At 68.0% G+C, this 11719-nt stretch carries 14 protein-coding genes and 1 pseudogene; 1 reads left to right on the top strand and 14 read right to left on the bottom strand.

The features are described 5' to 3' along the window. The first annotated feature begins 692 nt into the window (after positions 1 to 692). Positions 693 to 1163 (top strand): GNAT family N-acetyltransferase, encoded by a 471-nt coding sequence (locus tag ABZ478_RS06615; protein ID WP_359545862.1) that lies wholly within the window; start codon positions 693 to 695, stop codon positions 1161 to 1163. Positions 1164 to 1188: 25 nt separating this feature from the next. On the opposite strand, the pseudogene ABZ478_RS06610 reads toward ABZ478_RS06615, so the two are convergent. From ABZ478_RS06610 to ABZ478_RS06545, 14 genes and pseudogenes are all read right to left on the bottom strand, one after another. Beyond that, a pseudogene (locus tag ABZ478_RS06610) lies at positions 1189 to 1483 on the bottom strand (site-specific integrase); the annotation flags it as partial. Between the two features lie 47 nt (positions 1484 to 1530). Next, positions 1531 to 2202 carry a response regulator gene (locus ABZ478_RS06605; protein WP_359545860.1) on the bottom strand — a complete coding sequence of 224 codons (672 nt, stop codon included), beginning with the start codon at positions 2200 to 2202 and terminating at the stop codon, positions 1531 to 1533. A gap of 692 nt (positions 2203 to 2894) precedes the next feature. Beyond that, complete coding sequence (locus ABZ478_RS06600) at positions 2895 to 3416, bottom strand: hypothetical protein (RefSeq protein WP_359545858.1); 522 nt, start codon at positions 3414 to 3416, stop codon at positions 2895 to 2897. 156 nt (positions 3417 to 3572) lie between these two features. Next, positions 3573 to 4946, bottom strand: a complete 1374-nt coding sequence (locus ABZ478_RS06595; protein ID WP_359545856.1) for a tyrosine-type recombinase/integrase — start codon at positions 4944 to 4946, stop codon at positions 3573 to 3575. Then, positions 4943 to 5113 (bottom strand): helix-turn-helix domain-containing protein, encoded by a 171-nt coding sequence (locus tag ABZ478_RS06590; RefSeq protein ID WP_135790125.1) that lies wholly within the window; start codon positions 5111 to 5113, stop codon positions 4943 to 4945. Before ABZ478_RS06590 ends, ABZ478_RS06595 begins: the two co-directional genes overlap by 4 nt. Then, positions 5113 to 6489, bottom strand: a complete 1377-nt coding sequence (locus tag ABZ478_RS06585) for a replication initiator (protein ID WP_359545854.1) — start codon at positions 6487 to 6489, stop codon at positions 5113 to 5115. The genes ABZ478_RS06590 and ABZ478_RS06585 overlap by 1 nt, the downstream gene beginning before the upstream one ends. 100 nt (positions 6490 to 6589) lie before the next feature. After that, positions 6590 to 6895 (bottom strand): SpdD-like protein, encoded by a 306-nt coding sequence (locus ABZ478_RS06580; RefSeq protein ID WP_359545852.1) that lies wholly within the window; start codon positions 6893 to 6895, stop codon positions 6590 to 6592. A gap of 20 nt (positions 6896 to 6915) precedes the next feature. Then, a complete protein-coding gene (locus ABZ478_RS06575) occupies positions 6916 to 7071 on the bottom strand; it encodes a hypothetical protein (protein ID WP_107119057.1) in 156 nt (51 codons plus the stop codon). Positions 7072 to 7086: 15 nt separating this feature from the next. Further along, positions 7087 to 7266, bottom strand: a complete 180-nt coding sequence (locus ABZ478_RS06570; protein WP_359545849.1) for a mobile element transfer protein — start codon at positions 7264 to 7266, stop codon at positions 7087 to 7089. A 13-nt stretch (positions 7267 to 7279) separates the two neighbouring features. Beyond that, on the bottom strand, positions 7280 to 7993 hold the full coding sequence (locus tag ABZ478_RS06565) for a DUF2637 domain-containing protein (protein WP_359545847.1): 714 nt from the start codon (positions 7991 to 7993) through the stop codon (positions 7280 to 7282). A gap of 87 nt (positions 7994 to 8080) precedes the next feature. Continuing rightward, positions 8081 to 9448 (bottom strand): FtsK/SpoIIIE domain-containing protein, encoded by a 1368-nt coding sequence (locus tag ABZ478_RS06560; protein ID WP_359545846.1) that lies wholly within the window; start codon positions 9446 to 9448, stop codon positions 8081 to 8083. Positions 9449 to 9453: 5 nt separating this feature from the next. Then, the gene (locus ABZ478_RS06555; protein ID WP_199210907.1) at positions 9454 to 9801 is read right to left on the bottom strand and encodes a hypothetical protein; all 348 of its coding nucleotides are present in this window, start codon (positions 9799 to 9801) and stop codon (positions 9454 to 9456) included. Positions 9802 to 9978: 177 nt separating this feature from the next. Next, positions 9979 to 10800 carry an integrase gene (locus tag ABZ478_RS06550; RefSeq protein ID WP_359545844.1) on the bottom strand — a complete coding sequence of 274 codons (822 nt, stop codon included), beginning with the start codon at positions 10798 to 10800 and terminating at the stop codon, positions 9979 to 9981. After that, complete coding sequence (locus ABZ478_RS06545) at positions 10797 to 11648, bottom strand: sigma factor-like helix-turn-helix DNA-binding protein (RefSeq protein ID WP_359545842.1); 852 nt, start codon at positions 11646 to 11648, stop codon at positions 10797 to 10799. The genes ABZ478_RS06550 and ABZ478_RS06545 overlap by 4 nt, the downstream gene beginning before the upstream one ends. Positions 11649 to 11719 lie beyond the last annotated feature (71 nt).

Genomic DNA, 11719 nt, shown 5'->3' with positions numbered 1-11719 from the left:
GCCGGTGCGCAGGGGGCGGGTATTCGGGTCAAGGGCGAAACCTAAGGCCCACACGGCCCCCCCCCCCCCCCAGTAGCCGATCTCGATCGGCTGACCGTCGCGGGAGAGCACAGTGCACTAGCCGCGCCCTGAGAGCAAAAAACAGTCCCCAGTAGTACTGCGCGTGTCCTGAAACCTCAGTCGTCACTGTTGCCTCGGTATCGCGCCGGCTTGCTGGGGGCCTGAACCACATCCTGTCCAAGTCACTAGCCGGCTAGACGTCCTCATCGACTTTGCAACTCTTTCGGTGTTATGGCCTACTAATCACGATGCACGCCGGATGCCGTAAGTCAATAGCCTTTCGGTAAGTTTCGAAGGAAACCTCTCGCGATCACCTTCGTGCGGCCGACGTCTCGTCAGCGGGTCGACGGGGAACCGGTCGCGGCCGAGCGATTACCCAGGTCAGCCCACCTAACTGACGAAGGAGCCTGCGCATGCGCATCGCCGCGTCAGGCAAGGTTGCTCTCCTGGGAGCTGCCCTGGGCGCGGTCACGGCCCGGCGTGCCAGTCCCGCCCCAGATCGCCTGGGTCGAATACGCTGCGAAGACGTCCGACCTGGCGGCCTCGACAACGCGGATGCGCGGGAATGCCGCCCGCTATCGGCTTTTCACGTAGGCCGGGACGGCGCAGCTGCCGGGCGGAAGGGGTGTGGCATGAGATCCCCGAGCGTGCACCTACGGGAGATCACCGACGACAACCGCGATGCCGTCCGTGCCCTCCGCGTCCGACGTGACCAGAAGCAATTCGTCGCCTCCGTGTCCCACTCCCTCAAGGAGGCGGCGAAGAAACCGAAGGCCAATCCCTGGTACCGCGCCGTGTACCGCGGCGATGAGCCAGTCGGCTTCGTGATGCTCTCGTGGAAACCGCCGGCCGGTCCTTACAAAGCGCGACACTTCCTCTGGCGCCTCCTCGTCGACAAGCGGTACCAGGGGCGAGGGATCGGCCGAGAGGCGCTCACGCAGGTCGCCACCCTGGTTCGCGCGGACGGCGCCACCGAGCTGCTGACCAGCTACGAGCCCGGCGACGGCGAGCCGTGGCCCTTCTACCAGAAGTTCGGCTTCGAGCCCACCGGGGAGATCGACGACGGCGAGATCGTTCTGCGACTCATCTTCCCCGCTCAGTAAGCTCGTACGGGAAACGCAGGCAGTTCGGCACGAGCCGGACTTCCTCCGCCGGCCGATTCTTAAGTCCTCGGTCATCGCGGTCTCGCCAGAGTCGGTCCACTGCTTGCCGACACTGGGACGCGTCCGGTTCAACAGTGCCGTCCCCAGCCAGCCTCAGGCAGCTTCACGTCCGCACTCGTGAGGCCCACGGCTTCAGCTGGACGCAAGGGGCCGTAGTACATGCAGGCGAGCAGGCCGACGAGTCGACGTCCACGCGCCCGGCTGTACCCACCGACGTACGAGACCACAGTCAGCAGGGACCGAGCCTGCTCGGGATTGGCGTCGCGGTGGCGCTTGACTGGGTCGTTAAGACACCACCAACCTAAGATCACAGCGAGCCCAGGCGGGCCCTCTCCATGAGATCAATGACGTAATGCACCAAATCGACCGGTATCGTAGTGGCTGCGAATATTCTTCGGTCAACACCTCTCTCGGGATCGAAATCTCCCGCATAGATCAACACCGGCGCATCGATGTTGTACTGCTCCAGCATGCGCAGCATGTTTATCCCTGCTTGCGGATCACCGTCTCGGTCGATGTCGCTGATCACGATGTCGTACGGCCTCCGGCGAAGTAGGGGTGTTGCTTCATCGGTCGAGACGACTACGTCGACATGCATTGCAGCGGCACGAAAAAGCTCCACAAGCGAGGCGATAGCATCAGGGCGATCATCGACCCAGAGAATCTTGCCTCCCCGCAGTAACTCGGCGGCATGCTCCAGCCGACCAAGTGCCGTGCGCCTAGCAATCGGGGTTACGGTCGTCTGGCTGACATCCTGGGCTCGATCCAGCAGCTCAGCAGCGAGTTCGACCTCCACACCCAGTGCTCGTACGGCAGTCAAGCGGGGAACCATGCGTTGGATGATCGTGCGCCGGAGGGTGAAGTACACCATGGCGGCGAAGGCCACCCAGAGTATGGCGGGCACCGTTCCGATGAGCTTGATCCAAAGAGCGTCAGGCATCTGAACATCATCGAGTTGGATTGCCAAGAGCGCAGCCACTTCGCGGAACGTTGTCGCGTGACAGGACGGCAGGGACTCTGAGCGATCCGTAGCTGCCGCCGGAGTCTTGAGAAATCTGCCGGATCTGTCCGGTCAGCTCGGTGTCATGGCGGCGCCGTTCCTAGGGTTCCTTCTCGGACCGGCGCAGCGGTAGTAGGTGGAGGAGGGGATGTGCAGTTCCCGGAGTACGGGCTTGACCCCCAGGTGCGGGTGCTCGTCGAGGAGCGCGGTCACCTGGGCCGGGTCGGGTCGAGCTGCGCGGCGAAAAAAACGAGGCCGTCCGCAGTACCTCGTTGGCACGACGCAGTTCCCGCACCTCGCGCCGCAGCTGGGCGATTTCTTCCTTCTCCTCAGTGGTGAGCAGGCCGTCCCGCTCGCCGGCGTCCGCCTCGGCCTGGCGGATCCAACCCCGCAGGGCCTCGTAAACACACCAAGTTCCTCGGCCATGCGACAGATCACGGCATCGGCTCGGCCTTCCAGTACATCCGCACCGCACGCTCTGCAACTCCAGCGGGTACTTCCTCGGGGCAGGCATCGTCAGGGCTCCTCTCATGAAACCCATCTGACCTGTTGTCACCTTTCCCCGCATCTCGGGGGAAGCTCAGTAACGCCAAGGCCCCTGGACACCTCCAGGGGCCTAAAGGCTTGCAGTCTTCCATCGATCGCTGGTCTATCGTTCGGCAGACAGGACCCTAGCCGGGGCACTTCTCTTGGTTGGGAACGACCTCGAAGACCACGCTGTCTTCGATCACCTCTCCCGCTACGGGAGTGGTGGTGCAAACTCGCCAGTCGTTCTCATTGTCCGTACTCCGCCCCGCCCCAGTGGCGTCCACCGCGGTTATCTCGCCAGTCAGGGCTGCCATCTGGTCCATCGCATCCATAAGATTGCGTCCGACGTAACCAGGCATCTCGTCGCCCGGCATGGCTAGGTAGCCATCAGTAGATGCAGGGCACGACTCGCCTTCTTTCACCACCGAGAAGACCACCAGGGTCTCTGGGTCTGCCTCGCCAGGCTGTGGGTCTTGCGAGCAGACGCGCCAATTACGATCCCAGAGCTGCGCTCGTCCCTGCCCCGTCGCATCCTCGGAACTGAGGTTGGTGAAGCCCGCACTTTGCGCCCGGTCTTGTGCCGTTTGGAGTTGCGAACCGACCGAGTTCGGCAGCTCCTTAGCCGACGAGCACCCGCTGACCGCCGCCAGAAGAAGTACCGTCATTGCGCCAGCGCCTGCGAGTCTTCGAGCATGCCTGCTCACCATCATGGCCCCCCCATGATCGTCGTTGCCTCGGAGCGGCGATCTTAGCCCCATCCGCGGCACTTGTGATCGCTAGGGAAGGTGGCAATCTTCGAACCATGCACGGGTCGATGGAGATCACTCGTACTCGCGCAACAGCTCCTCAATCTTGCGGTTGGCGATTTCCTGCCGTCCATCGATGCACTTGGCGTAACGGCTCAGCAGGACCTCGACGCTGTTGCCCGCGCGCTCGGCGACCTCGGTCGGGTCCACCCCAGAGTTGAGCCAGGTCGACAGGGCCGAGTGCCGGAGGTCGTACGGCCGAGCAGCGAGCGGCGAGACGACCGCGGTCGGCGGGAGCGCCAGCGCACGGGCCTCCTGCCAGACGCGGTAGTACGTGGACGACCCCACCACTCCCCCACGCTCGTTGGTGAACAGCCGCCCGTCCTCGGCGGTGCCGAAGGTGTCGAGGTGTTGCCGAAGGATGGCGACGAGCTGGGGCGGGATCGGCACGATGCGGACCTCCTCCGCCGGCCGGTTCTTCAGGCCCCGGTCGTCATGGGTCTCGCCGGAATCCGTCCACTGCTTGCCGACACTGGGACGCGTCCGATTCAGCAGGACGGTCCCCCAGCCGACCTCGGGCAGCTTCACGTCCGCACTGGTAAGGCCCACGGCCTCAGCGGGACGCAGCGCGCCGTAGTACATGCATGCGAACAGGCCGACGAGCCGACGGCCACGGGCACGACCGTACCCACCGACGTACGAAACTGCGGCCAGCAGGGAACGAGCCTGCTCGGGATTGGCTACCACCCGGGGATCGACCTCCCCGGCGACCTTCGGCTTCTTCCAGCGGATGCGCGTAACCGGGTTCTCCTTGAACTCACCGAGGTCCACCGCGTAGTGCAGCGCATTGACGAGTGTCCGACGCTTGCGCCGGACGGTCTCCGCGGCTGCCGCCGTCCCGTCAAGCTTCAGCCTGAGCGAGTCCAGGACGGCCCTGCCGATCGCGGCGTCCCCAAGGTCCGAGAGCGGGCGCGACACCTTGGCCACCCAGTGCAATACGTTCGCGACCTCGGTCGGCAATTCACGCTCGTCCGGACCGGGAAGGACAAAGGCCCAGTTGCGAAGCGCCTTCCTGAGCAGTTCCTCGGACGGCTGCCCCGGACGCTCGTCGAGAAGGGCCATCGTCACGGCAGTCAGCGCTTCATTGATCCCGTTCCGCGTGTTGGGCGCCGCGTGTGGCCACTTCATGGCGAGGTACTTCAGAGCGAAGGCGTACCAGGTCATCGAGGCCGCCTTCTCGACCATCGATTCCGGCAGCCCCGTCACCGTGTCGAACTCTTCGCCGGCATGGGTAGCGCGCAGCAGCTTGGAGCGGTAGTGGTCCGCCAGCCCTTTGGTGCGGAACTGCTCGGAGAAGACCTTTCCGGCGACCATCCACCGGACGTCATAGGACGGATTCTTGGTGTTCCGCTTTCGGACGCTCCACACCTTCACGTCGAGCGACTTCACGCCGCTGCCTCCAACTGCCGAAGCCAAGCGGCGAAGTCAGCACGCCACACGCGGAGTTCGCCGTTGGGCAGCTTGAATGCAGCTGGACCCTGGCCCAGTTCACGCCATCGGTAGAAGGTGCGGCGAGACACCCCACCAAGCTCCGCGAGGATCTGCGGGACGGTCATCAGTTCGTCGCGCCGGTGGTCCACGTCAGCGCTCCTTTCGTGTCGTCGTCTGCCTGTCCTGCAGGGGCACCAGTGCCGTGAGTGATGAGGTGTTCTGCTGCAGTTAGGCCCGTCCCGGCGAAGACCCAGTGGGAGAGGACGAGGACGGTGTCCGGGTCGGGCAGCGGGTGGCCGCCCTCGGCCGCGCGTTCGCGGGCCAGGGCTTCGTTGTGGTCGGCGCGTTCCTGGCGGAGGGCGCCGAGGGTGACGGAGTAGGCGCGGGACTTGGTGGAGAAGTGGCCGCGGAAGCCGAGCATGTGCGCCCACTTGCGGAGACGCAGAGGCTCGAGTTCGGGCAGGGCGCCGAGGTGCCAGCAGGTGAGGATCATCTGCCGGGCGTGGTCGGTGACGCCCGAGCCGATCAGGTCGGTGATCGGGTTGCGGATAGGGCGGTCCAGGGTGCCGGCGGTTTCAGCGCCCTTGGTGGCGTACTTGGCGATGTAGGCGGCCACGGCGCGGCTGGACAGTTCCGAGGTGCCCGCGAAGTCGGCCGAGCGGATGGGGCGGATGTCGAGCTGTCCGCCGAAGCGGAAGGCGTAGGTCTGGCCGTCGAGGACGGGGCCGGGTGCTTCGGCGAGGTCGACGGCGGAGCGGATCGCGTCGGTGAGTAGTTCCGTGGTGGCCCAGGCCGGCGGGGCATCGTCGGCGCCGTCCGGGCCGTCGAGGCGGATGACGGCGTGGAAGTGGACTGCGCCGCGCCGCTGGTACTCGGCGACCTTGGCATAGGAGACCTTGAGGTAGTGGCGCAGTTCCGTGCGCTTGATGCCTGCGCGGGAGGCGAGGTGCTGGCGCAGGTAGGTGGTGAAGCGGGCCCACAGTGCCCCGGCGTGCGCGTTCCACAGGACGGCCGCGCGGTAGTCGTAGCGGTCTGGGTCGAGTGGGGTGCCAAGGGCGGGGTCGTCGTCGGGGTGGAGGCGTCCGCAGCGGCACCGGCCGCCGCCGGGCCGGTTGTGGACGGGGCCGAAGGACGGGGCGGTGAAGGTGGCGAAGACTCGCGGGTGTTGGGCGACGGCCGGGCCGATGCCCTTGCCGCCGCTCAGTCCGGCGGTGACCAGGTGGAAGGTGTCTTTGCGGTAGGTCTCGGCGCAGGAGGCGCATCGGGTTGTGCGGCGGTTGTTGCAGCGGATGAGGAGCTGTCCGGCGGGGAGGTCGCGGTCGGCGATCTCGCGGACGATCTCGCCGGTGGCGGCGTGGACGTCGAGCCGGTGGCCCTCCATCCGGACGGGCCGCTCGCAGCCGCCGAGGCGCTGGATCTGGCGTGCGTAGGAGCTGAGGTCGCCGTGCTGGGCGAGTGCTGCCAGCTGGCGGATGGCTGCGGTCGGAGCCGCAGGGCGCATGTGCGGGTTCCTCCTTGCAGGGGCGGACATTCGGTACGGGCGCCCGACCTGTCGAGGGGGCTAGACAGGGAGGGCGGGCCGAGCGCGCGGAGCGATGAGGTCAGCGGCGGGTGAGGATGGAGCGGATGACGACGGCGCAGACGGCCACGGACGTGGCGGTGATGGCGACGGCGAGGAGCATGCTGACCAGGACGGCGCCGACGATCAGGACCACGGCGGTGCCGCCGCCGACGAGGGCGAGCGCGGTGCCAGGCGTGAGCCGGTTGGCCGAGCGGAACGGGGCCGGTGCTGCGGTGGCCGGCGGCGGAGCGAGCACGCCCGGCGCGATGGTGGACGGTTCGACCACGGCGGACGGGACGACGAGGCCGGTGGGCTGAGGCATGGTCGGGACCTTCGGACGGAACATGAACGGATCTCCTTCGCGGGTCACTTGAGGAAGCTGTTGATGACGGGGGCGAGCAGGCTGTCGGCGAGGAGGTAGCCGCCGAGGAGCAGGACGGCGATGAGCCACCAGGGCGGGCGGATGAGCTTGACGCCGAGGACCCCGACGACGAGCAGGGCGAGCCAGAGCGGAACGTTCATGGCAGTGGCCTCCTGTCAGGCCGGGCAGCGGTGGGTACGGGCGGCGAGTTCGGCGGCGGCGTGACTGTCGTACTCGGCGGAGAAGTCACAGCGGGGTGCGGTGCAGGCGGCCAGGTGGCGGTTGCGACCGCGGTCGACGTAGGAGGCGACGTTGACGGGGCCTATGCGGCGGACGTTGCGGAAGCGCCGGTTCACGGTGGTGCTCCTCTCAGAGGTGCGCGGCGACGGACGGGGTCATGGACGGAGGCAGGCCGAGCCGAGCGCGTACGGCGTCGGGGTCGGCCGGATGGCCCGTAGCCGAGCGGTGCTCCTCGGCCAGGGCCCGGACGCGGTCGACAAGGGCGGGCGGCAGCGAGACGGGAAGGGAGGGAGCCAGGGGCGGAGTGGTGACCGGCTCGGTGTTGGTTTCCGCAGCCGGTTCGGGCTCGGGGGAAGGCACCGGAAGTGCGTCGCGGTCGGGACCGTCGACGGCCGCCGGGGCGGGGTGCGGTTCCGCATCCGTGTGCGTCATCGAGGAGGAGGCCTGGGCCGCCGGCGCTTCCGCGACATGCGGAGCGTGGGCTAGCAGCGTTCCACCGAAGAAGGCGACGGCGGGCCAGCCCGCGACGACCACGCGAAGCGAGGCCGGTACCTGGTCCAGGTCGAGAAGCCCGGCGGTGGCGACGTTGGCGCCCAGGGATGCGGCCAGGGCCACCAGGAACCACAGCCGTGGGCTCCCTGCCGTCTGGCCCGCTTGCTGCTGCTGGCGCATCCGCCGCCAGGCTGCGACCAGCAGCAGGTCGACACTCACCGGGTAGGCCCACGCCTTCCAGCCGCCCTGTCCGGCGGCGGCGGCGAGGTCGTGCAGGTGGGAGAAGGACAGGGCGCCCGCGATGACGGCCTGGACGACCACGGCGTCCACTCGGGCCAGGTGGGCTCGCATCGGCTCGGCTTCCTTCCGGTTTCGGGCATGGGAGGGGTAGGGACGTGGCGCGAGGCAGTCACGCCGGCCGTGGGAGAGGGAGCGCGGTTACTCGGTCACCGGGCGAGTGGTGGGCGCGATGGGTGCGGCCAGGGAAGGACCGGCGAGCTCTTTGGCGGCGACGGGCCGGAAGGAGTCGAGCCGGGGCAGTTCCGGCACCAGGCCCGAAGTGTCGCGGCAGACGGCCGCCGCGTCGTTGAGGGTGAGGTAGGGCGAGCGGACGCGGGACCAGCCGCCGGAGGAGTCGCCGACGACCGCGACGCCGGGCCGTTCGGCCGGGATGGAGGTAGCGGCAAGCGCCGCTTCGGGTGCGATGTCGCCGAGTGCCATGTTGGCGGAGGTCTCGTCGTTGACACGGTGGCAGACCCGCCCGGTGAGCTGGGCGCGGAGCATAGTGGCGCCCTTGCCGAGTTCGGCGCCGAAGCGCTGTCCGCACACCTCCAGGTAGATGCCGGCTGCCCGGCCGAGCTGGGCGAGGCGGATGAGCTTGGTGACCATGGCGTCTCGCCGCTTCTCGTCGTCCTTGCTCGCGGCGAGGAAGAGTTCGGCGACCTCGTCGACGACGACCACGAGCGGCACCGGCCGCACTTTCTCCGGCAGGCCCCACACGTCCGAGGTGAGAACGGTGTCCGGACCAGCCCCGCCCGTCATGCCGATCAGATGGAACCGCGCTTCCATCTCCTCCACCAGGACGTCCAGGAGGCCGTTCGCACGGTCGGGCGTATCGGCGAGCGCCGACAGACGGGGCGCGAACGGGGCCAGTTCGACGCCCCACTTGCAGTCGATGCCGACGAGCGCAACGGGCTGCCGGGCCAGCCCACACAGCAGGTTGCGCAAGTACACGGACTTGCCCGACTGCGTGGCGCCGAGGATGAGTTCGTGCGGCACGGTGCGGAAATCCCGGACGTGCCAGTGTCCGTCCTCACGCAGCGCCAGCGGCAGGGACAGCGGTCCGGTCTGCAGCCACCGACGAGCGGGCCGGACATCGGCGAGGACGTCCCAGCCGACGAGCCGCAGTTCCAGCCGCCCTGGCTTGGTGGGGCGGACGTGCACGGCGTGCGCGCCCCAGGCGTGCCGCAATCGGTCGGCCGAGGCGGTGAAGTCCTCGGGTGCCTGCCCGGCCGCCATGCGCAGCCGCATCACGAGCCCGGACCCGGTCGGCCGGGGCAACGACCGGCGCGGTGGTACTGGGGCCGCCTGCCGCCCCATCATCCGGGCGGTGGCCTGGCGAACTGCTGAGGCCGGCACCGTCAGGCCGCAGGCATCCATGGTGGCCCGGTACGAGGTGAGCACCCGCAGTGTGACGACCGGATACCCAACCAGCCACCAGAACAGGACCGGCAGCCGACGGCGCACCGCGACCAGCACGGCCGCCGCCAGCAGTAACAGCATCAGAACCCACAGGGCATCGGTCATGGCACTCAGCCCCGCGCCGCCGCCGGGGTACCGACCATGACGGCGTCAGCCCGGTAGGCGATGCCGTGCCGGGCGCGGCCGCCGAACTCGCTCTCCCACGGCCGTGCCACCAGGCCGGACAGGAAGACCGGCGAACCCATGACCAGGCCCTCACCGATGCCCTTTTCGGGAACGGTGACCTTGATCATGTCCGAACCGCCCTCTGCGATGAACACCAGCTCCAGGACCATGAGCCGGTCGTTGGTCACCGGGTCCACGGCCACCTCACCGGTCTGCCGGTCCTTGACCTTGACCTCGGGCAGCTTCGTGACGAGCAGAGTGGCGGCCGAAGTGTCGACGGGGATGACGCGCATGGAGTGAACCTCACTTGGGTCGGGCGCCCTTTAGGGTGCCGAGCCGGGTTGGATACCCCCCTAGACAGCGAGGGGTGATCCCGCTGAACTGTCTAGGGGGGTTGACGACTACCGTAACCGACGCCCCGTCAACTGTCTAGGGGGGTATACGAGCGTGTCTCGAAGGTGCCCGGCGCGCTAGGACATGACCCAGTGCAGCGCGGTCGCGTCATCGCAGGTCTTCCCTCGCGGCCAGCGCCGACCGTTGGGATCGTCGGCCTCGGCTGCGCGAACGCAGCGGATCAACCCATCCGGCCCTGAGGAGTTGAGGATGGCCAACGCCTCTTTCCAGTCGGCGAGTTCGAAGCTGTCGACGAGGCGTGTCGCGCCATCGCTGAGCAGCGTTACGGAGGCGAGTGAATCGAGCGGCACCGTCCCCGTCAGGGCATGCTCGGCCGCTCGCGGGTCGGGGCCGGCGATCCAGAAACCGCCTGGCCGGTTACGCAGGCTGGTGAGTGCGTCCCGGTATTGCGCGAGGGCAGCGGAGTGTTCGGGTGAGCCGGTGGGCAATGTGTCGACCGGTCCACGCAGCCGCTTGCCCACGCAGTCCAAGCGCTGGTCGGTGATGGCGGCCGTACTCCCGTCCGTCTCGGCGAGGAGGAGGGTCGAGTCACCGAGGACGAGGTACTCCAGAGCTCCCGCCTCGGCCCGGACAGCGACGACCGTGCTGGTCGGACTGGCCCGATAAGCCAGGTCGCATGTGTTCTCATGCAGGGAGCGGACCGTTCGGATCGAGTCGGCGAGACAGTCGGCGAGCGGCCGGGCGGGGTGCGCCGCGATGTCAGCCAACAGCAGCCCGCCCAGCGTGTAGGAGAACCAGGCGACGCCGTGCACGCATCCGGTCTCCGCCCCGGCCACGCCAGCTCCGTCGAGGAGAACGGCCGCGCCGAAAGAGGCGGCGGCGAAGTCTTCGTTCTCCCGTCCCAAGTCGGCCGGCTGCGAGCCGAGGACGACGTTCACGCCGTCGCCTCCTCGTCGTGCAGGTAGAGGGGGCAGAGCAGTTCCACGGATTGCGGCTCGTCGGTCTCGGGGTCGTACTCGACGCTCACCAGCGTGGAGTAGTGACGCTCGCCCACCTGCCCCCAAAGCGTGTTGAGGTCCGAGGTGAGCAGGTGGACCACGCCGAGGGAGCCTGCCGTATGGATGCCGGCAATGGCGAGCACCGAACCGTTGCCGTCCGGTCGGGGAAGCCTGCCGAGGTACCCGACGTCATGCGGGCGGTGCGGCTCGATGTCCGCTCCGGCGTGGTACTTGGCGCCGGTGCGCCGATCGACCAGCGCCCAGGGTTCACCCTCCGTACGCTCCCACCCGAGTACCGGGTCCTGGGCGTACAGGTCGCTCATGGCCTGGGACATAGCCGGCCCGCAGACGACGATCAGGCCGTCACGGTTCAGGTCGATCTCACCACTCACCAGCACGTGACCGGAGCTGACGGCAAGCCCGTAGGACTTGGCCAGCTCCTCCAGTCGCTTCCCGGAGTTCATATCGGCCATGGCGACGACCGGACGCTTCTTCTCGCCGTCCCACCGGAGCGGAGTCACAACGGTGACGGCGCCCACCCCCAGGAACGCCCCCTCCGGTGCCGGGCCGGTGTGCCGGATCTGATGGATCCGCCCACGGCTCAGGCCCGCCTTCTCCGCGATCTGCGCATAGGAGAGCCCTTGCGCGTGGAGGTCCTGGACCACACGGCGGCGGAGCCGGGCAAGCTCGGTCACCTCCTGCTGAGCGTCGGCCAGCCTCTTCGTGACCTCACGCAGCAGCAGGTACGGATCATCGATCGCGGTGATCCTTTGCAGCTCGTCCGACATGACCGCACCTCCTAGAAGTAACCAGGAGTCTAGGGCCCTAGACGGAATGGGTGGGAGGTGCCGTCCTGTAC

Source organism: Streptomyces sp. NPDC005706, assembly GCF_040631045.1.
Classification (GTDB): Bacteria; Actinomycetota; Actinomycetes; order Streptomycetales; family Streptomycetaceae; genus Streptomyces.
This window is presented reverse-complemented; position numbering and strand designations above follow the sequence as displayed.

Excerpts from the sequence above, each read along its gene's own strand:
- ABZ478_RS06590 (WP_135790125.1), bottom strand. The coding sequence starts at position 5,113 with ATGACCGTCCCGCAGATCCTCGCGGAGCTTGGTGGGGTGTCTCGCCGC.
- ABZ478_RS06580 (WP_359545852.1), bottom strand. The coding sequence starts at position 6,895 with ATGTTCCGTCCGAAGGTCCCGACCATGCCTCAGCCCACCGGCCTCGTC.
- ABZ478_RS06560 (WP_359545846.1), bottom strand. The coding sequence starts at position 9,448 with ATGACCGATGCCCTGTGGGTTCTGATGCTGTTACTGCTGGCGGCGGCC.
- ABZ478_RS06565 (WP_359545847.1), bottom strand. The coding sequence starts at position 7,993 with ATGCGAGCCCACCTGGCCCGAGTGGACGCCGTGGTCGTCCAGGCCGTC.
- ABZ478_RS06575 (WP_107119057.1), bottom strand. The coding sequence starts at position 7,071 with ATGAACGTTCCGCTCTGGCTCGCCCTGCTCGTCGTCGGGGTCCTCGGC.
- ABZ478_RS06555 (WP_199210907.1), bottom strand. The coding sequence starts at position 9,801 with ATGCGCGTCATCCCCGTCGACACTTCGGCCGCCACTCTGCTCGTCACG.
- ABZ478_RS06615 (WP_359545862.1), top strand. The coding sequence starts at position 693 with ATGAGATCCCCGAGCGTGCACCTACGGGAGATCACCGACGACAACCGC.
- ABZ478_RS06600 (WP_359545858.1), bottom strand. The coding sequence starts at position 3,416 with ATGACGGTACTTCTTCTGGCGGCGGTCAGCGGGTGCTCGTCGGCTAAG.
- ABZ478_RS06585 (WP_359545854.1), bottom strand. The coding sequence starts at position 6,489 with ATGCGCCCTGCGGCTCCGACCGCAGCCATCCGCCAGCTGGCAGCACTC.
- ABZ478_RS06545 (WP_359545842.1), bottom strand. The coding sequence starts at position 11,648 with ATGTCGGACGAGCTGCAAAGGATCACCGCGATCGATGATCCGTACCTG.